This window comes from Bythopirellula sp., from assembly GCF_041737835.1.
Taxonomy (GTDB): Bacteria; Planctomycetota; Planctomycetia; order Pirellulales; family Lacipirellulaceae; genus Bythopirellula.
Genome location: NZ_JBGSQY010000001.1, coordinates 1 through 19121 on the forward strand (window position 1 = coordinate 1; position 19121 = coordinate 19121).

Annotated in this window: 16 protein-coding genes and 2 rRNA genes; 13 read left to right on the top strand and 5 right to left on the bottom strand. The window is 53.8% G+C overall.

The window, feature by feature from the left end; translation table 11 throughout:
* The 11 genes from AC6T8Q_RS00005 to AC6T8Q_RS00055 form a co-directional block, all read left to right on the top strand.
* A 23S ribosomal RNA gene (locus AC6T8Q_RS00005) occupies nt 1–89 on the top strand; the annotation flags it as partial.
* Nucleotides 90–279: 190 nt separating this feature from the next.
* A 5S ribosomal RNA gene (rrf, locus tag AC6T8Q_RS00010) occupies nt 280–390 on the top strand.
* 153 nt (nt 391–543) lie between these two features.
* Entirely contained in the window at nt 544–2022 is a 1479-nt protein-coding gene (locus AC6T8Q_RS00015; RefSeq protein WP_500677137.1) for a hypothetical protein, read from the top strand.
* Between the two features lie 177 nt (nt 2023–2199).
* Nucleotides 2200–3273 (top strand): zinc-dependent alcohol dehydrogenase family protein, encoded by a 1074-nt coding sequence (locus AC6T8Q_RS00020; RefSeq protein WP_500677138.1) that lies wholly within the window; start codon nt 2200–2202, stop codon nt 3271–3273.
* A 428-nt stretch (nt 3274–3701) separates the two neighbouring features.
* Nucleotides 3702–4376: a hypothetical protein gene (locus AC6T8Q_RS00025; RefSeq protein ID WP_500677139.1), complete on the top strand. Its 675-nt coding sequence runs from the start codon at nt 3702–3704 to the stop codon at nt 4374–4376.
* A gap of 190 nt (nt 4377–4566) precedes the next feature.
* Nucleotides 4567–5307, top strand: a complete 741-nt coding sequence (locus AC6T8Q_RS00030) for a hypothetical protein (protein WP_500677140.1) — start codon at nt 4567–4569, stop codon at nt 5305–5307.
* A 165-nt stretch (nt 5308–5472) separates the two neighbouring features.
* The gene (locus tag AC6T8Q_RS00035) at nt 5473–5958 is read left to right on the top strand and encodes an SET domain-containing protein (protein WP_500677141.1); all 486 of its coding nucleotides are present in this window, start codon (nt 5473–5475) and stop codon (nt 5956–5958) included.
* Between the two features lie 92 nt (nt 5959–6050).
* Entirely contained in the window at nt 6051–6863 is an 813-nt protein-coding gene (locus AC6T8Q_RS00040) for a hypothetical protein (RefSeq protein WP_500677142.1), read from the top strand.
* 185 nt (nt 6864–7048) lie between these two features.
* Complete coding sequence (locus AC6T8Q_RS00045; RefSeq protein ID WP_500677143.1) at nt 7049–8329, top strand: MgtC/SapB family protein; 1281 nt, start codon at nt 7049–7051, stop codon at nt 8327–8329.
* Nucleotides 8330–8444: 115 nt separating this feature from the next.
* Nucleotides 8445–8720, top strand: coding sequence for a hypothetical protein (locus AC6T8Q_RS00050; RefSeq protein WP_500677144.1), 276 nt, complete (start codon nt 8445–8447; stop codon nt 8718–8720).
* Nucleotides 8721–9010: 290 nt separating this feature from the next.
* Complete coding sequence (locus AC6T8Q_RS00055) at nt 9011–9622, top strand: ATP-dependent zinc protease family protein (protein ID WP_496921831.1); 612 nt, start codon at nt 9011–9013, stop codon at nt 9620–9622.
* A 58-nt stretch (nt 9623–9680) separates the two neighbouring features.
* On the opposite strand, the gene AC6T8Q_RS00060 is transcribed toward AC6T8Q_RS00055, so the two are convergent.
* Complete coding sequence (locus AC6T8Q_RS00060) at nt 9681–9860, bottom strand: hypothetical protein (protein WP_496921832.1); 180 nt, start codon at nt 9858–9860, stop codon at nt 9681–9683.
* A 319-nt stretch (nt 9861–10179) separates the two neighbouring features.
* On the opposite strand from AC6T8Q_RS00060, the gene AC6T8Q_RS00065 reads away from it, so the two are divergent.
* Entirely contained in the window at nt 10180–12231 is a 2052-nt protein-coding gene (locus AC6T8Q_RS00065; RefSeq protein ID WP_500677145.1) for a thioredoxin domain-containing protein, read from the top strand.
* On the opposite strand, the gene AC6T8Q_RS00070 is transcribed toward AC6T8Q_RS00065, so the two are convergent.
* From AC6T8Q_RS00070 to AC6T8Q_RS00085, 4 genes are all read right to left on the bottom strand, one after another.
* On the bottom strand, nt 12232–12903 hold the full coding sequence (locus AC6T8Q_RS00070; RefSeq protein ID WP_500677146.1) for a 3-keto-disaccharide hydrolase: 672 nt from the start codon (nt 12901–12903) through the stop codon (nt 12232–12234).
* Nucleotides 12904–12968: 65 nt separating this feature from the next.
* Entirely contained in the window at nt 12969–16133 is a 3165-nt protein-coding gene (locus AC6T8Q_RS00075) for an efflux RND transporter permease subunit (RefSeq protein WP_500677147.1), read from the bottom strand.
* A 54-nt stretch (nt 16134–16187) separates the two neighbouring features.
* Complete coding sequence (locus tag AC6T8Q_RS00080; protein ID WP_500677148.1) at nt 16188–17657, bottom strand: efflux RND transporter periplasmic adaptor subunit; 1470 nt, start codon at nt 17655–17657, stop codon at nt 16188–16190.
* Nucleotides 17658–17751: 94 nt separating this feature from the next.
* Complete coding sequence (locus AC6T8Q_RS00085) at nt 17752–18135, bottom strand: hypothetical protein (RefSeq protein WP_500677149.1); 384 nt, start codon at nt 18133–18135, stop codon at nt 17752–17754.
* Nucleotides 18136–18589: 454 nt separating this feature from the next.
* Between AC6T8Q_RS00085 and AC6T8Q_RS00090 the strand changes: the two genes are divergently transcribed.
* Nucleotides 18590–19102 carry an SRPBCC family protein gene (locus AC6T8Q_RS00090; RefSeq protein WP_500677150.1) on the top strand — a complete coding sequence of 171 codons (513 nt, stop codon included), beginning with the start codon at nt 18590–18592 and terminating at the stop codon, nt 19100–19102.
* Nucleotides 19103–19121: the final 19 nt, after the last annotated feature.

Genomic DNA, 19121 nt, shown 5'->3' on the forward strand with positions numbered 1-19121 from the left:
CCCTGAAAGACGATCAGGTTGATAGGTCGGATGTGTAAGTGCAGTAATGCATTCAGCTAACCGATACTAATGGACGAACGCTTGGCCGCATTTATTCAACGCTCTCAGAGAATCGATCTGAGGACAAAGGTAAATTGCGGACTTGGGTTACAAACCCTTTTGAAGGGTAAATAAAGAAGCTTCGGCTTCCTTTTGGAATCTGCAATTCCGCAATTTCAACCGCTCTTACGATTCAACACCAAATTCAAGGGTGTGGTGCTTACCAGTGCCACATTCTTCTTTGGCGACCATACCGCCTGGTGGATACACCTGTTCCCATTCCGAACACAGTAGTTAAGCACCTCGGGCCGATGATAGTGAGTGTACTCGCGAAAGTAGGTATCGCCAATTTATAGACCCTCTGTCGGGACATCCCGGCAGAGGGTTTTTTTATGGACTCCCGCTTACAGTGGGGGTATCCTAAAAATTCAGTGGGCGATCCTGAGAAATTCATTTCTTGTGCTGCAGGTTTTGCCTAGCCTCGCAAGTTTCGGAGTTTGGCGCATGCGACTATTCACGTTTGCAATCTCAATTGCATTTCTACTTACGAGTCAGTCATTTAGCCAAGTTGTTATTAATTCGCCTCCGACTGTTATTCCCTTTCAAGGTTCTTATCCCATTGAAGACGGAACGATTTTAAACGCATACGAAGGCGCGGAAATTCATGCCAGACTTGGCATACAAGATGGTACTCTCAATTTGCTTGGAGCCGATCTCAGTCAAGGTGTTACTGCGAACAGCGGAGCTACTATTAACATCTACGATGGCAACATTAGTGCCTTCTCCGATTTCTTGATGAGTACAGGGTCAACTACAACCATGCGCGGGGGGCGATTTAGCCGGACACTCTTAAAGCAATTAGACGCCACGTTGATTATGGAAGGCGTTGACTTTGCTCTCAACGGGATTCCAATACCAGGTCTTGCATCACTCGGCGATGAAATTTCGATAGCAATTCCGGATGACACACTTTTCTCGGGTGTGTTTGCTAATGGCGCTCCATTCACATTTACGAGAAATGGGTCTTCTGGTGATCGGTTCTATGGCGAAGTTATTCTCCGCCAGACGTCCCTTCCCGCGTTTAATTCTGTCGTAAATGTGCCGGCTGACACTATGCCTACTGGGGTGCTATTTGGCCAAACGCTTAATGTGTCTACGGGTGCCAAGTTGCCCGAGGCGATGAACGCGGCACCTGGCAGTCGGGTAAATTTTGAGGGTGGAGATGCTGGTTTATTCGAGCTCAATGGGGCACGGGCCGATGTCAACTCTGGTAATGTTTGGAATTTACGTGCTTACGCCACCTCTACTATTCATATTAACGGTGGCATGACCTCACAGATTTCTGCAGGCGACGATTCAACTGTTGTCGTGAACGGTGGCACGATTGGAACGCTCAATGTAGCTCCCAATAATGATGTTCGAGTTAACGGAGGAGTTGTTGAACGGCTCAGATTTTTGCGATCGGGGGCGACGGCCATAATGCATGATGGCGTGATCACTGAACAGGTAACTCTAGTCGGTGGATCGAAGTTCCATATTCTTGGAGGTACTATTGAGCGATCTTTGAATATTCCATCAGGTGCGGAAGTTATTCTTAGTGGTGGCTTGGTCGCCCAAAACGAAAGCGCCTCCATCAATGCTTCTCCTGGCGCTGAGCTTTCACTTCGGGGTCGGCAATTTACACTCGGAGGTCAACCGATTCTGGGACTGAGCCAGCCCGGTGACTCGATCATACTCTCTGATAGACCAGATCAAATGCTCGACGCAGTCCTCGCCGATGGCTCACCATTAAGCCTTTACGTGGGCACTATTTTTCCGCCTCAGCAATTTCCTATACGCGACCGTATTTCTTCTCTCAGCATCCTCAGATTAACATTGATCCCAGAACCAACAACTCTATGCTTGGCCATTATTGGAATCATGTTCAGTAAATTGGGCCGTTGTCGATATGGCGCCTGTTCCCATTCCGAACACAGTAGTTAAGCACCTCGGGCCGATGATAGTGAGTGGCCACAAGTTTAAGGAATGGGCAAAAGAAAGTACCGCCAATTTCAGCTTTGTCTGATTTGCTGCCCCCCTCTGTCGGGACAGCCTGGCAGAGATTTTTGTTATGACAGTCGCTTCTTATTTCCTTTGATCTCGCCCACAATTGTGGCTGTGATGCTCTCCCTCTACTACGAACAATTCGCCGGACCACTCAAGCTCGGTCATTTGCCTAGTCCTGTTCCCGCGGACGATGGCGTCGTCATTGAAGTCCGTGCGTGCGGCGTTTGCCGCAGCGATTGGCATGGTTGGCAGGGGCATGATGCGGATATCAAGTCGCTGCCGCATGTGCCGGGACATGAATTCGCGGGCATCGTTGCCGAGGTGGGCAACTCGGTTCGGCATTGGCAAGTTGGCGATCGTGTGACGATTCCGTTCGTGGCCGGCTGCGGGCATTGCCCCGAATGCGAGTCGGGTAACCAACAGGTTTGCGACAATCAGTTTCAGCCGGGCTTCACCGCTTGGGGAGCCTTTGCCGAGCGCGTGGCAGTTCGCTATGCGGATGGCAATCTCGTGCGACTCCCCGAGGAACTCGATTTTGTCTCGGCCGCGAGTTTGGGTTGCCGGGTGAGCACGGCTTATCGAGCCGTCGTGTTGCAAGGCAAATTGCAGCCGGAGCAATGGGTGGCCGTGCATGGTTGCGGTGGGCTAGGTCTGTCGGCCATCATGATCGCGGTCGCTCTTGGTGCCCGTGTGATTGGCATCGATATCCACCCTGTCGCGCTCGAATTGGCGAAATCGTTGGGAGCGACGGCCGTGATCGATGCTTCAAAAGCTAACGAAGTTCCCCAACAGATCCACGAATTGACGGGACGGGGTGCCGATCTTTCGCTGGATACGCTCGGCAGCCAGATCACCTGTGCGAATTCGATCCGCTGTTTACGCAAGCGCGGCCGGCACGTACAAGTGGGACTACTGGTGGGCGACGATGCCTCGCCGCGCGTGCCGTTGGAACTGGCATTGTCGCGTGAGCTGGAAATCGTCGGCAGCCACGGTTTGCAGGCGTCGTACTATCCGGAATTGTTTCGACTGATCACAGCAGGAAAGCTCGATCCCGCGCGGCTGATTCGCCGCACGGTCTCACTGGCAGAAATTCCCACCGTGCTCGCCGAAATGAGCACTTTCACTGGCGTCGGTATGGCCATTGTTGATCGTTTCGACAAATTACGGCAGCCGATTCGTCGCGTTTGATCATCGATGTTTCCTCTCATTATCGAGGATCACGCATGCTACTAGTCATTAGTTGGCAGCCCATTGAAGCAATGTGACAATATCATGGCCATGTGCAATCTCATCATTCATAGGCGTGATTCCATAATTTAGGCCTCTCTGAGTGGGTAAAACTTCCCATTTTGTAGCCGACTGACATGTCAGTATGCACTATGAGGCACACATCGTAATGCTCATAGTGGCCAATACTTACGGTGAATTGGCCTCCAGTGGTGCGAATCTCCATGAGATTGATGGCTTCTTCGACTCGAAAGTTTCGCAGATTTTTCACGTACTTTTGACGGGGATTGGTATCCTAATAGTCGGCGGGCTACGTTTATTGCAACGTCTGTAGGGCAAAACTAGTCTGCCGCTTTTCAACTTATCTTCAATGATTGTCGGAGGGTCTAATGCAACGAGTCACTTCTTTGATAGCCATAGCGGCACTTCTTTTCTGCTCAGTCCAAGGATCAGCGCAAACAGCTGTTTTCGACTTCGAAGATGGAACCGATCAAGGTTTCGGCACAGGCTTTGGGAATGATGGTTCGGCCTCTTTTCCAATTGTCAATATTGGCGGCAGCTTACGCATGGAAGTAACAGACAACGCCTCGTTCCAGCAGGCGGGGCGCGAAACGAGCAATCCAGCCGATCCGTGGTATGTGGCGCTGCAGGCGGCTGCCGCCAACGAATCACTCGCTACGTTCAGCTACGATTGGTACATCGATACCTCGCTGGCTCCCGGCACCAATGGCACGTTCCTGCAACTCGGCTCCTATATCAATTCGGGCAGTGGTTACTATGCACAGAACTTTCCGGGTGCCGGAAAGGAAGTTGAACTGGATGGCACACAACTCGCCAGCGGTCAGGTTTTCTCCGGTACTGTCTCATTTACCTTCGCCTCAGTGGGATATGACATTCCGGCCGCGGACACCTTCTTCCGGCCTGGGGTCATCTCCAATGGGGATGGCACCGGCGTGAAGATTTACTACGACAACATCCGGATTTCTGTTGTTCCGGAGCCGGTTTCTCTGGCCCTGTTGGCTCTGTCAGTGCCAGCGTTGTTGGTCCGTCGACGTGGATCGTGAAACGATTCCTTTGAAGGATTCGTAAAATCATTCTTTGCCTCCTGTCGGGACACCCCGGCAGGAGGTTTTTTTGTTTAAGTCTGCAATGCCAGCACGATTCTTGATCTTCTCTGGCTTGAGCCAAATCGCTACGATTCCCGGCCGCGCGGTAACCTGTTCTCTGACCCCCGACCTCTGAACTCTTCCTTTCATGGCCCTCAATCCGCTCGCTCCGATTACGGATTATCAGTCGACGTTGAACCGGCTTTTCTGGTTCACGACGGCGGCTGCGCTGGGGGCGGTGTGGCTGTTGCGGCACTATTTGCCAGCCGTTGAAGCGGCGTTGAGCCGGGTCGATTTCGAGTTGCAGACCGGGGCGGGAAAGTTGCTGCCCATGCCCGGCGGATATTTGATCCCCGCCGTTGCGGTGGGGTTGATGTCGCGGATCTTTCGCATTCACAGCCAGATAGGTCATTGGCTAGGGATACGTGAGCGGTTCGAGATCGACGTGATTCTCAAGGAACTCGCCGAGCGGGTGGGGGTCGACGTCGATTTGATCTCCGAAGAACAATGGGTGGAACAGCGTTACGATCTGATGCGGAACGGCTTCTATCATTTTGCCAACACACGTTCCCCGCAAATCGATGAGCATCTCATATTGCAAGCTCTCGATTTGTGGTCTTGGTTTTGGATTGTGTTGGAAGCGGCATTCGTCTTTGTTGTAACAGGCTTGGTGCTCGTTGCCCTGCAAGTTCACGAACCGGGCTTGATGACGTTTGGTGGCGCGCTGATGCTGGCCGTGATCGGCCTGCCGGCGATACGTTTTCAATGCAAGATTTACGCGATCGCGCAAGTCCGCGCGATATTGGCTGACCCCGTGCGCGAAGCCATGGTTCGCGAAGTCTTTGCTTCTCTGGGTGCCAAGTCAATTCCTCGCCGCCGCGCGGCTTGAACGATTCTTTATTTGTTCAACTTTGGTTGACGCGGCCTTCATGAAATTTTCATGCTTGGCTCATTCCCCAAGCGGCGGCGATTTTGTAAATTAACGTCAGCCAAGCAAGAGGCGGTTTGGCAAGTTTATTTGGCAAGCGTCAGCAGGGAAGCGGGAAGAAACGTCGTGAGCGTAACGAAGCAGAGAAAAGACTCTTTATTTGTCGGCAAACTAGATTCAATCGGCGTGGCTAAATGCGCGGTGGGCCGCTGCGTGGTGGCTACCAAGACCATTCGTGCCAAAGCACCCGTGGGTCGCGTGACCGGCAAAGTCATTCAGGATGCCGAGTATGGCTCGTCCTATTGCATGGACTTGAGCGACGGCACGACTCTCGAACCAGCCGCACCGTTTCGCTTTCTGAATCATGCCTGCGAGCCTAACTGCGAGTTGGTACTCTGGAAAGTTCCCAAGACGGGGAAAAAATATTCCCTGGAGATTTGGGTCCATACGCTTAGAAAAATCAACGAAGGTGAAGAGCTGACCATCGACTACGGCTGGACCGCCGACATGGCCATTCCATGTCAGTGCGATTCTCCCAACTGCCGCGAATGGGTAGTCGCTGAGGAAGAACTTCATCTGATTAAGAAACGCCGCCGCAAGACGCCGAAATAGTTTCGTTGCGGCTAATTGCATTCTGCTCGCGCGGACCTCATAATTGCGGCGGGTTGTCTTTTCATTACACCGTCGACTTATGGGAGCATGTCATGCGCCAGCGTAGCGGGGCCATCAATCCGGCTCAACTCGTGATCTTTGCGGGGATGGCGATTCTTTGCGTGGTCTTGCTCGCCAACGCCTACAAGTTTTTTGTGCCGTCGGCTTACACAATCGACAAGACCGACGTTGTTGAAGCGCTAGAAGTGATGAAGGGGGTATCGCCGCTGCGTAAGAATGGCGTGCCGCTCGCGCAAGCGGAGTCGCTACGTGGTGGCGGCAGCTCGCGGTTGGTGGTGACTCACCCCGCGTTGGATGGCGCCTTTGAACTTGCCACGGGGAAAGTGAGCCATGGTTTTGTCGCCGGCAAATTGCCGCTCGATAAGATGCTGCATTTGGCCGTTAATGCGAACGAGATCGTTGTTACATGCGATGGGCAACCCGTGCAGGCCGTGCTGCTTGTCCCGCGGACGGAAACTAATCCGCTACGGGTCGATGCCGTTTCGCCCGATCCCGAAGTCGACATTGTTTCCACGTTGTTTACCAATCAAACATTGCTGCCCGCTCCCGCGGGAAAGACAACTCCCGGCAAGTTTGTGAGCAACAACGGCATGTCGGTCGACACGGGCCTGGATATGGGAAAGACCGGTGCGGTGAGCTTGGGCGAAGCCTTGGAACTCGCGTTCACGATTGATCCACTATCTAGCGCGTGGGTGGAAATGCCGCGAACCGTGCGGCTGCAGCATACCGCCGTGGGTTCCGAAGATCTGCTCTTGGGGATTCTGATCCCACGCACTACGCCTGGCACGGGTCCGTATAAAGTGACGATGTTCGGCGAAGAAGTGGCGTCGATTCCGCGGAAGTAGCAGATATTTAATAGCCGACTGCCGTTCACAATTTACTTATGAGCAAAGGTAAATTTGCCTTATCAGGCCGCAAATATCGACTCGAAGGGGATTGCTCCGCGGCACGCCGATTGCCCGGTGATTAGACTAGAAGTGGTACAATTGAGTGACCTTGCTTGTAGTCAAATTACGCAAGATTCGGCGATATGGATTCAAACGTATTTATCGAACTTGGCGTTGCTCTCGGCCTTGGTCTATTGGTCGGGATGCAACGCGAATGGAAGGATTCCGGTGTCGCGGGAGTTCGTACATTTACGCTCATCACCCTGCTGGGTGGTCTGCTGAGCAATCTCGATGAAGGTGTAGCCCCTTGGGCCATCGCGGCGGGGATGCTCGCCGTTGCTGCATTGTTGGTACTCGCCAATCTGGCCAAGCTCAAGGGCGGCGAAACACATTTGGGCCTGACGACCGAAGCCGCCGCGCTGCTGATGTATGGCGTTGGCGCAGCGGCTGGCCAAGGTCTGATCGTGCCAGCCGTCGTTGTCGGGGGCGCCACCGCGGTGCTGTTGCACTGGAAACAGCCAATCCATTCGTTCATCGATTCGATGGGCGAGAGCGATTTGAAAGGTGTCGTGCAGCTTGCCCTGATTGGGCTCGTTATTCTGCCGATCCTACCTGACGAAACTTACGGTCCTTATGATGTCCTGAATCCTTTTCGCATCTGGCGGATGGTGGTGCTGATAGTCGGGATCAGCATGTGTGCGTACGTCGTTCAACGGATGATGGGCGAGCGAATTGGCGCGATTCTGGGTGGCCTGTTGGGCGGATTGATTTCCAGCACCGCGACGACCGTCAGTTATGCACGCCGTACGGCCAGTCAAAATGATACGGCGTGGCTGGGGGCACTCGTCATCATGTTGGCGAGCACCGTCGTCAATGCGCGAGCTTTGTTTGAAATTGGCGTCGTGGCCCCCCAACTTATATCCCATGTGTTGCCGCCTCTCGCGATTTTGGCTGTAGTGATGAGCGTCATCTGTGGAGCCTTGTACTACTTCGCGCGAGGTCAAACGATTGAGGAATCAACCAACGAAAACCCAGCCCAATTGAAAGCTGCGATCGCGTTTGGGTTGCTCTATGCGGCCATTCTTTTCATCGTGGCCATGGTCCGCGACCAATTCGGTGACCGCGCGCTGTATGCTGTTGCCGTCGTTTCAGGTCTCACCGACATGGATGCGATCACGCTTTCCACGGCTGAAATGTATCGCGAAGATCGCATCGATGGCTCGACAAGCTGGCGAATCATTTTGATCGCGATGCTCGCCAATTTGGTTTTCAAGGCGGGCGCCGTGGCGATGCTTGGTTCGCGCAAGCTCACGTGGTTGATTGTTGTCGTGTTCGGCATCACACTCGGAGCGGGCGTCGCCCTACTTCTCGTATGGCCCGATTGGACCATCGAAGCTTTTGGGAACGCACAACCCAAAACATAGCGTAGGTATCCGTCATAATCCGTACACATGGATCAGACCTGTTTGCGCAATGCACGGACGGTCCCCGAGTCGAAGCTATGCTTAAGGAGCCAGAATCACTTAAGGAATGCCACCCATGTCATACGCACAAGATTGGAAAGCACTTTTTACTGATTGGCCCGCGGGGATTCCCAGTCGTGGGATCGTGACCAACTCATTGAACGAGCAGATGCCGTTCAAAGGTTTTATGGTCAAAGGTGACATGCTGTTCCTCGAGCGGACTAACCCCGATGCGATGGGGGGCCGGTTCATTTTTTTGAACTTTGGCGGTATCGACTCGGTGAAGCTCATTGATCCCGTCAAGGAATCCGACATAGCGGCCGCTGGGTTCACAGGTAAGTTCGCGAAGTAAGGCTCTCGCTGATTTAGGTCCGTCGGCGTCCTGCTGGCGGCAACACAAATCGTCCTCGTCGTCCGCAATAAACTGCTAGCAGTCGAGACTCTCGGTCCTGGATGCTGGCAATTGGTTCAGTCAGGCTGATCCTGTGATAAAAATGTATGATTTTCAGCCGGAAATTAACACAATCGAGTGCTTTTTCTCCTGAATCGGCATTGCCAAGGTCCGCCAAATTGTTTTGAATCTGGGCCACGCTTTGACTTAACTTTCCATCAGGGAAGCTAGCCAGGGAAGGACCCCTTGCCATGGAACGGCCACAAAGAATGTTTGTTGGAATACTGCCTAAATTTTTCCGCCTGCTTGGTCAGTCGGCTCTGATTGGTGCTTGCTTGTGTACAAGCTTGACCTTTGCCCAGCAACAAGTTGCCTCGCTCACGCCGCGGACAACGGAAAAGCGAGTCATTGGCCCCACAACGATCGTGGAAGAGGCCAATAGCGAGCTCGCCTTCAAAGCCCGCGTCGATACGGGGGCGACCACCACGTCGCTGCACGTGGAAGAGTGGGCCATCGAAAATGAGTCGAAGGTCATGGCCGAGAACATCGGCAAGAAGATTCGTTTCCGCATGAAGAACCATCGCGGTGAATCGCAGTGGATGGAAACCCAGATCGAAGAGATCGCGCTCGTGAAAACGGCCGCTCACCAGGAAGAGCGCTATAAGGTCCTGCTGACGATCTGCTGGAAAGACATGAAGAAGCAGGTGATGGTCACTCTGAATGACCGTTCCCACATGGAATATCCGATGCTTTTGGGCCGGAATTTTCTCGAAGGGGATTTCGTCGTCGACGTAGATCTCTACAAGAAGCCAAAGCCCGAAGTCGCACCGATTGAAGAAGCTTCCGCTGCCGGGGATAAATAAATCCCCGGCGCAAGCCGCTTAGTCGCACAACGTCATGTTGTGGCACATTGGCTAGCGACTACATTCCCGAACGCGGGTGGCTATTGCTGCGTTGGCCCATGTAAGTCGTGGGACGCGAAGCTTTGTGACTCTTGCGAGTAAAGCCTCTGCGCTTTTTCCATTTTCTGCGGCCTTGAGCGCCGTCGTCGGGTGTACGGCTTTCATCCGATTCCAACTCGGACCATTTCGCGCGATCCATGACACAACTCCCCTCAGCAAGATCGATTGGATTAATCGCAACTCGCACGAGCGACGTAACACATCCTCGGTTACTGGGGCGCTATTGTGATGAAATCGTGAAAATCCGGCAAGAGAATTGTTAATAGCCATTCTTGTCCTGGGCATTCACCCCATAAATACTGGCGTAAGCTCCAGCTCGTAGAGAGTCGTTTGACTTGACACTGGAGAATTGGGGTAAAATTGGCGGTTCCGCGATGGGCTCTCAATTTGCTACTCTGATACTGGAATTCCAATGGCTACTGTAAGCCGACTCGCGATTTTTGTCCTGAAAGTTTTCCATGCCCAATCGACTTGCCGACGAAACTAGTCCCTACCTGCTTCAACATCAGAATAACCCGGTGGACTGGTACCCCTGGGACACGGAAGCCTTGGAACGGTCCCGCAACGAAGACTTGCCGATTTTCCTCTCGATTGGCTACTCGGCGTGCCATTGGTGCCACGTCATGGAGCACGAAAGTTTCGAGAGCGCGGCGATTGCCGAGGAGCTGAACAAGCATTTTGTCTGCATTAAGGTCGACCGCGAGGAACGGCCTGATCTCGATCAGATTTATATGAATGCCGTGCAGGTTTTGACGGGGCGGGGTGGCTGGCCGATGAGCGTGTTTCTCACGCCCGACTTAAAGCCGTTTTATGGGGGCACGTATTGGCCGCCGGAACCACGGCACGGCATGCCTGGTTTCGACCAAGTAATTACCGCGGTTGCCAAGGCATGGAACGAAAATCGCGAAGGGGTTCTGGAAACTTCCGAGCGGCTTACCGAGGAACTTGCCCAGGTTTCGCAACAAGGCAAAGCACCGGGCGAATTGTCAGCGGCCTTAGTTCGCAACGCGGTGAGCCATTTTCGGCAAACCTACGATCGTACTTACGGTGGATTTGGCGGCGCACCAAAGTTCCCCGCACCGATGTCGTTGCGGCTGTTGATGCGTTATTGGCATCGGCATAAAGATCAATTCGCGCTCGACATGGTGACTGGCACGCTCGACCGGATGGCGGCGGGGGGGATTTATGACCATCTCGGTGGCGGGTTTGCTCGGTATTCCGTCGATGCCCGGTGGCTTGTGCCGCACTTCGAGAAGATGCTTTACGACAACTCCCTGCTGGCGATTGCGTATGTCGAAGCCTTCCAAATCACCGGCAACCAAGAGTATGCCCGCGTGATTCGCGAGACGCTTGATTATGTGCTGCGTGACATGACCAACCCTGCCGGAGGATTTTACAGCACTGAAGATGCCGACAGCGAAGGGGTCGAAGGGAAGTTTTACGTTTGGACACCCGAGCAATTGGTCGAAGTGCTGGGCCAAGCCAAAGCGGAGACTTTTGCCAAAGTCTATGACGTCACCGAGCATGGCAACTTTGAAGAGGCGAGCATTCTCAACTTGCCCAAAACGATCGCCCAACAAGCTCAGCCACTTGGACGCGAGGAGGAATCATTACGCCGAGAATTGGCCGAGAGCCGACAGAAATTGTTTAAGGCACGTGAGCAGCGAATTCATCCTCATAAAGATGACAAAGTCATCACGGCTTGGAACGGGTTGATGATCGAAGCCCTGGCGGTGGCAGGTGTGGTGCTTGGAGAAAGCCGCTATCTCGATGCGGCGCGTCAGGCCGTGGTGTTCATCGACGAGAAATTGCGGCGAAAAGACGGACGTTTGCTGCACACTTGGCGAAACGGTGCGGCAAAATACGATGGTTTCTTGGATGATTACTCCTATCTCGCTTGTGGCTTAATTACTCTGTACGAAGCAACCGGAGAAGCGAAATATTTGTCCCAGGCGATTGCGGATATGGAAGCCGTCCTCGCGCGGTTTTCCGATGCAGGGCAGGGGGGCTTCTTCTACACGGCCGACGATCAGGATGCCTTACTCGTCCGCAACAAGGAATTTGCCGACAATGCCGTACCCAGCGGCAATGCCATGGCGGCGCTTGCGTTGGTGAAGCTCGCGAAACTGACGGGCGAAGAGCGTTATTTGACCGCGGCAGAAAAAACGATGCAGGCCAGCGCTGAAATTATGCAGCGTTATCCCTCGGCGGCCGCGCAAATGTTACAAGCGGTCGACTTTCTGTTGGGGCCAACCTATGAGTTGGTGTTTGCCAGCGATCAGGGGCCAGAAGCTCGTGATGTTCTCGCTGAGCTTCAGCAACAATTTCTGCCGAACAAAGTGCTCGCGTTTGCGGGCGATTCCTTACCCGCACTCACAGGTTTGCTTGAAGGCAAACAAATCTCTGCCGCTGAACCAACACTCTACATTTGCGAAGGCTTTACCTGTCAGGCGCCCGCTCATGGCCGCGAGGAAATCCAAGAGCGCTTGACCACCGCGATGCAGAGTTAATTAAAGTTCTCGGACACGCAAGTTCCGAAACTTGTAGACTGCATCTTTTTCGCCATGATGCTGGATACCAACCGGGCCGCGGGCGTCGAGGTCGTCGTTAATGTCGCTGATCAGCACGTCGTTGACTTCAACCTTGAGCGAATCTCCCTGGCAAGTGATCCGATAGCGATTCCAATCGTCGCGCTTGAGGGCTCCGGCGATTTCGGGTTTCTTAAAAAACTCGTGCGATTCTTTCTCGTGTTTGAGGAACTTTTCATCTTTCGTGCGGCCCGTGAGGCTTGGCCAGAGCCACTCGCGCCGGCCTTCGTCGTAGATGCCACCTGACCAACGACGGTCGGAACCATCAACCTCGGCTTGATATCCGTAAACGCGGTTTGGCTCGACGTGACAGCGAAACATGAATCCCGAGTTCGCGGGGCCAGAGGGAAGCTTTACTTCGCCTTCGAGCACGAAATCGCCAAAGTCTTTCTCGCTGACAAGAAAAAATTTCTGATCGCCCGTGAGATGAATCTCACCGTCGACAACTTTTGCCTTCCCCCATTCGAACGGATTTTTCCAACCGGTCAGGTCTTTGCCGTTGAACAGCTCAACCCATTCCTCCGCCGCCTGGCACGGAAGTGCCGTAAGGAGCAAAAGACACAGCAGGGATAATAAAACAATTCGTGGGAGCATATCCGCCTCGCGATGAATGTTGTGATTCCCCCAAGATACCAAACGCGATGTTCATCGCAAGTTCGCTAGATTGTTTCCAGCGATTCCTCGGTGCTGGCCTTGATGATGCGTTCACCCGCAGGAATTCCGGTCGTCCAAAATAACGCTGGCCGCACGAAAAATTCGAGCAACGTGCTGGTGATAAGTCCACCAATGACCACCGTGGCGATCGGATAGAGAATTTCTTTACCCGGTTCGCCAGCGGCCATGGCGAGTGGAATCAAACCGATGCCCGACGTGAGAGCTGTCATCAAAACGGGGGCTAAGCGTTCCTTGCCCGCGCGAACGATCATCTCCTTGGACCACGTTTCGCCTTCCTGCTGCACTAAGTGCACGTAGTGCGTGAGCAACAAGATGCCGTTGCGCGATGCGATGCCGCATAAGGAAATAAAGCCCACCATGGCCGCGACAGTGAGTGTTTGTCCCGTGAACACGAGCGCGGCGACTGCCCCCACCAATGCGGTTGGCAAAGCCGCCATAACTTGCCACGAGAAGTTCGCCGAGCCGAATAATGTGTAAAGTGTGAGAAACATACCGATCAACGAAATGACGAACAACACGCCAATGACGCGCTGGGCCGATTGTTGGCTTTCAAATTGACCACCGAACTCAATAAAGTAGCCTTCCGGCAACTGCGCGCGTAACGGCCAAACTTTTTGGCGAATGTCATCGACGACGTCGACCACGCCACGGCCCGCCACGTTGCATTGAATCACAATCCGCCGTTGGCCCCCTTCGCGATTGATCGTATTGGGACCTCCCGAACGGTAGACCTTGGCAATCGAATCCAATGGCACGCTCCCGCCGCTGGGAAGTTCGATTGCCAGTCGCCGCAAAGCATCGAGGTCTTCACGAACAGGCTCATCAAGTTTCACGACGAGATCGAATGTACGCACGCCGGAGAGAATTTCCGAGACTACCTTGCCGTTCATGGCGGTTTCGATGAATTCGTTGACGGCATAGGGGGTCAGTCCCGACAGAGCGAGCTTATCGCGATCAAGTTCGATGCGGAGTTGAGGGATTTCGCTCTGCTGTTCGATCATGAGGTCGCGAATGCCGGGTATATCGGAGATCAAATTTTGCATCCGCTGGGCAATCTCGCGCAGCGTGGTTAAGTCTTCGCCATAGATTTTGATGCCGATTTGCGCCTTGATGCCTGAGAGCATGTGAGAAATCAAATGGGCAATCGGTTGTTCGACCGAACTAATAATTCCGGGCACGCCGTCGAGCGCCCCGCGAATGTCTTCCAAAATGTCTTCCCGCGAACGATCTGATTCGGGATCGAGCGACAAGATGAGCTCCGAGACGTTGGCTCCCATCACATGCTCGTCGAGTTCCGCGCGGCCGACCTTGCATACGATACTCGTGACTTCTGGAATGTTTTGCAGCCGCTTAATGGCCGCATCGGAAGCAGATTTCGAACTTCGCAGTGAGGCCCCTGGCGGGAGCAGTACGTTGACTTGGACGGATCCTTCGTTGAACGGAGGGAGAAAATCGCTTTCGAGTTTGGTTAACACAAAAACCGAGAAGAGTACGACTCCTGCCGTGAGGATCAGCACCAGCTTAGGAACAGCCAGTGAAAACCGAATGGCCGCGGCAGCAATGCTTTTGAGAACGCGGACCAACCAACCATCGACGTCGTGGGCCATCGACTTCATGCTTGGGAGGAGCCAATACGACAGCACCGGGGTAAGCGTCAAGGAGACCACGAGCGATGCCAGGATCGACACGACGTAAGCAATGCCCAGCGGTGTGAACAGTCGGCCTTCCATACCGCTCAAGGCAAATAATGGTAAGAACACAAGCACAATAAGAATCGTGCTGTAGACGATGGAATTGCGAACTTCAGAGCTTGCTTCGTAGACCACCAAGAGCGCGGATTTGGGATTGCCCGCGACGCGATTTTCTTTGAGTCGCCGGTAGATATTTTCCACGTCGACGATTGAATCGTCCACGAGTTCGCCGATGGCGACCGCCAGCCCCCCCAAAGTCATGGTGTTGATGCTCAAACCCAGCCAGCGGAAGATCAAACCCGTTACGACTATCGACAGTGGGATCGCCGTGAGCGTGATCATCGTGGTGCGAAAGTTCATCAAGAATAAGAACAGAATGATCACCACCAGAATGCCGCCGTCCCGCAAGGCCTCGATGACGTTTGCGACGGCCAAATCAATAAACTGCTTTTGTTGATAAAAATCGGCGGAAATTTTTACGTCTTTGGGAAGCGAGTGACGCAGATCGCGTATCGCCTCCAAAATCTGGGTCGTGAGTTTGCGCGTGTCCGCTTCGGGTTGCTTGGCAATTGTGATGACCACGGCCGGCCCGCCGTTGAACTTGCCGTCGGCTTCGCGCAAATAAGCCGAGCTATCACCGCGCTTGGGCTGCGGGCCTTCGACAATCGTGGCGACTTCTCCTAAAAGCAGAGGGCGATCAGCTCGAGGTTTGACCACGAGTTTTTCGAGATCTTCGATGGAACTGATTCGCCCTAATGAACGAACCAGCAATTCCTGCGGGCCTTGATCGTCGAGATAACCGCCCGTGACGTTGGTGTTGCTTTCGGTGAGGGCCTGTTCGATTTCGTGCAAGGTCACGCCGTTCCTCACGAGTAGTTGAGGATCGATCAGCACCTGAAACTGCTTGCGGCCACCGCCCATCGTGATCACCTGGGCTACGCCGGGAACGGTGAGCAGCCGTTGGCGAACGGTCCAGTCCGCGAGCGTGCGGAGCTCCAGCGGCGAAGTCGCGCCGGTTTCACTCCACATGCCGAGAATCAACACCTGGCCCATTAGCGAAGAAATCGGTGCAAGCTGCGGTCTCACCCCTTCCGGAAGTCGGTCGGCAACCAATGCCAGCTTTTCCGCTACTACTTGCCGGCCGATATAGATGTCGGTACCCCAATTGAATTCAACATAGACGATGCTCAATCCCGCGTCGGAACTACTGCGCACCGCCTGAACGCCGGTGGCTCCATTAAGCACTGACTCCAGAGGGATCGTAATGAGCGATTCCACTTCCTCGGGCGCCATGCCGGGGACTTCCGTGATCACCGTCACACGCGGCCGGTCGAGATCTGGAAACACGTCAATCGGCAATTGCGTGAGTTGCCAACCGCCGTAACCCGTGATGAAAATTGAAAACGCCAAAACTAAAAGGCGATTGCGTAGCGAAAAGCGAATGATCGAGTTGAGCATGGCGAAGTTTTGAAGCGGGTGATTCGTGGCAGAATTCTACGGCGTCGTCATTCGTTAATGATTGTGTCCCGCGTGGGGATCGACCGCTCCGCCGCTCTTGTTTTTCATCGCCAAGTGCATTTGATAGGCACCTTCCACGACGCACTCTTCTCCCGGCTTCACGCGGTTGTCGGCTTCGATGACCGCGAATCGCTGATCTTGTTGAAGCACGCGCACCGGCGTGCGATCGTAGTGCTTGCCATGCACGAGAAAGATAAATGACTCGGCCCCATCTTCGACAATGGCACCGACGGGAACGACCAACTGCTCGGTCCATTGCTCGGCGGGAACAAAGAGTTCACCACGCATGCCAGGTCGGTATTTCCATTGAGAATAAAGTCGGCCATCCGGTTTTTCATGGGTGGCCATTAACTCGTTGGGCAACTCGACATAGAACTGCAACGCACGTGACTCGACGTCGACTTCGTTCGCGACGTAGACAATCGACAATTCCTGCGGTTTGTCGGCCGACTTGTTGCCGGCATCCAATTGGGCCGTCACGGGCCATTCTTTCGCGGCCGCATTTTCAATCGCCGCGGCGTCGCGCTGAAAGGCACGGCCTTCGATGTACAGTTTTGTGTAGTCGGTGAGAATCGCCATCGTGTCGCCAGCGGTGACGTGCTTGCCGATGTTCACTTCGACTTTTTGAATGTTGAAGCAACAACGCACGCCGTGCAGCGGATTTGGCAATGGGGCATCGGGGACATTGACCGTGATTTGTTGAACCAGTTTGCGTTCCTGGCTGATCGAATCGACCAGACCTTCGCTCAGGCCATGGAGCAGCAAGGCTTCGCGGAGTGCTTTCAAGGCAGCGTTCAATTTTTGCTGTTCGTATTGCCGTTCGAGGAGCGATTTGCCAGCGATGGCACCCGTGGCTGTGACGATTTCAAGCCGTTTGATTTCGCGCTCGACGACGTCGAGTTCTTCGAGCGTGACAAGATATTCCCGCTGCGTGGAAACCAACTCTTCGTGCGTTAAACGCATCTCGAACAAAGGTTGCAGCGGGCCGATGCTCTCACCGGCCGAGTGAAAAACTTTGGTGACGATGCCCGTCAGCGGGGCACTCACTTCGACGCGGGAAATTCCCGGACGCTCCACGACCACGGCCGGTACGGAGATCGTTCGTTGATACGGCTTGGTTTCCAGCGGGGCGATTTTCAGACCGATGTTACCTTGGGCTTCGGTGCTTAAATCGAGGTGGTCGTGTGGTTCTTCATGCTCGTGGTCATGTTCTTCCTCGTGAGCCGCGTGCTCCTCTGCCGTTTCATGCGCATGGTCGTGTTCGTCCTCCTCATCATGGGAGTGTGCGGCATGTTCTTCTGCCGTTTCGCCAGCGTGGTCATCTTCGGCAACACTCTGTTGATAAGCGACAAGTGGGTCAACGGGCTCACCGGGAATGAACTTTTTGTGCCATCCTACGGCGTACCCAAGACCCAACACGGCGAATATGACAACGACAACCAAGAAAGCAACAACGCGGTTCATAACAAACTCACAGCGCAAGGAATAATGAGATTGCCGCGCGAAAATATCAGTCAAGAACGAGCGCGGCAGCAAAGCTAGCTGAGAGATGGGCGCGCTAAATCACCAACACGCATTGCCAGAGATGCAACGCGGGGCCCGCGGGATGGAGAACGTCGGTTTCGACAGCGCGGTTTACAACGGAGAGTTGACTCGAGTAGTGATCGACGACTGCAACCAATGCCGTCACGGTTGCCAAGCAGTCCAAGGCAACACAGGAGTTATTCTCCTGAGAGACAAAGACGCAAGATTCTTCGTCGCAACTTTCAGGATCCGTCGATTGATCGGAATCCGAATCCGTTTCGGCAGGGTGGCCATGGCAAGCGTGATCATGGCAAACGGCGACGGCTTCCTGCCTAACATGCTCATGGTGCGCGCAACAACCTAGCCCGGCGTGGGCGGCCATCACGGCGGTCAGCACAAGTGTCAGAACGAGCTTCATATTAATATTGTCGCCGCTAAACGGGGGGTGGTCAATTTCAATCCGTGGCCGTGAGCAGGCCTTCCATCAAGGCATGACGGGTCCAAACGATTTCCAGGGGTTTTGATGTACAGAAGCTGGGCCCGGCTGGCCCCCTTTGCCATCGTCACCTATTTTCGTGACCAGCAAAGTCGCGGCGAGTAGCGGTAGGAACTTCATGAGACGACAATTCACCGGTTTGTCGCCATGGTAAGCGAGCACCGGACGGGGAAAAGAGCTTGAAAAGCATGGAAGCCATCCCTTCAGGGCGTAGCGTTCCATGAATCTCTATCGGCACGAAGAAATCCTGAGTTGATCGTGCTGGCATGTGTTAATCCGCTACCAGCCTTGCGGTATAGCGTTTGATCTGAAGAAATCCTCAAAAAATCGCTTCAAGGGCTGTGATTACCTGCTACCGGTCGTGGACGAATTACCCATGAATTTAAAAATCACACCCTCATCGGGTGGCTACCGACTGACCTGCGAAGTACGATTGCCAGCGCCGCGGGACCAAGTGTTTGAGTTCTTTTCCGACGCGACCCAGCTCGAGCGGCTGACGCCCAGCTGGCTCAAGTTTTCGGTGCTGACGCCTACGCCGATCAAGATGCAATTAGGAACGCTGATCGATTATAAGTTACGCGTTCATGGTATTCCTATGCGTTGGAAATCGCGTATCAGCGTGTGGGATCCGCCGTATAAGTTTGCGGACGAGCAGCTTCACGGACCTTACCGACATTGGCATCACGTGCACACGTTTGAAGACGATGGCGACGGCACGATCTGTCGGGATGAGGTGAATTACTCCTTTATCGGTGGGGCTTTGATTCACACACTGTTTGTCAAGCGTGATCTATTGAAGATTTTTGCTTTTCGCACACAGGTACTGCAACAGATATTCACCGTAGCCCCCAATCGCAACTCCTTGAACCACTTTGCTCATTCGCTTTAGAGCGTCGGCCAGGGAGTTA

Coding starts and splice junctions, on each gene's coding strand:
- AC6T8Q_RS00065 (WP_500677145.1), top strand. CDS start 10,180: ATGCCCAATCGACTTGCCGACGAAACTAGTCCCTACCTGCTTCAACAT.
- AC6T8Q_RS00055 (WP_496921831.1), top strand. CDS start 9,011: ATGGAACGGCCACAAAGAATGTTTGTTGGAATACTGCCTAAATTTTTC.
- AC6T8Q_RS00020 (WP_500677138.1), top strand. CDS start 2,200: ATGCTCTCCCTCTACTACGAACAATTCGCCGGACCACTCAAGCTCGGT.
- AC6T8Q_RS00075 (WP_500677147.1), bottom strand. CDS start 16,133: ATGCTCAACTCGATCATTCGCTTTTCGCTACGCAATCGCCTTTTAGTT.
- AC6T8Q_RS00080 (WP_500677148.1), bottom strand. CDS start 17,657: ATGAACCGCGTTGTTGCTTTCTTGGTTGTCGTTGTCATATTCGCCGTG.
- AC6T8Q_RS00070 (WP_500677146.1), bottom strand. CDS start 12,903: ATGCTCCCACGAATTGTTTTATTATCCCTGCTGTGTCTTTTGCTCCTT.
- AC6T8Q_RS00015 (WP_500677137.1), top strand. CDS start 544: ATGCGACTATTCACGTTTGCAATCTCAATTGCATTTCTACTTACGAGT.
- AC6T8Q_RS00030 (WP_500677140.1), top strand. CDS start 4,567: ATGGCCCTCAATCCGCTCGCTCCGATTACGGATTATCAGTCGACGTTG.
- AC6T8Q_RS00045 (WP_500677143.1), top strand. CDS start 7,049: ATGGATTCAAACGTATTTATCGAACTTGGCGTTGCTCTCGGCCTTGGT.
- AC6T8Q_RS00085 (WP_500677149.1), bottom strand. CDS start 18,135: ATGAAGCTCGTTCTGACACTTGTGCTGACCGCCGTGATGGCCGCCCAC.
- AC6T8Q_RS00090 (WP_500677150.1), top strand. CDS start 18,590: ATGAATTTAAAAATCACACCCTCATCGGGTGGCTACCGACTGACCTGC.
- AC6T8Q_RS00050 (WP_500677144.1), top strand. CDS start 8,445: ATGTCATACGCACAAGATTGGAAAGCACTTTTTACTGATTGGCCCGCG.
- AC6T8Q_RS00060 (WP_496921832.1), bottom strand. CDS start 9,860: ATGGATCGCGCGAAATGGTCCGAGTTGGAATCGGATGAAAGCCGTACA.
- AC6T8Q_RS00040 (WP_500677142.1), top strand. CDS start 6,051: ATGCGCCAGCGTAGCGGGGCCATCAATCCGGCTCAACTCGTGATCTTT.
- AC6T8Q_RS00025 (WP_500677139.1), top strand. CDS start 3,702: ATGCAACGAGTCACTTCTTTGATAGCCATAGCGGCACTTCTTTTCTGC.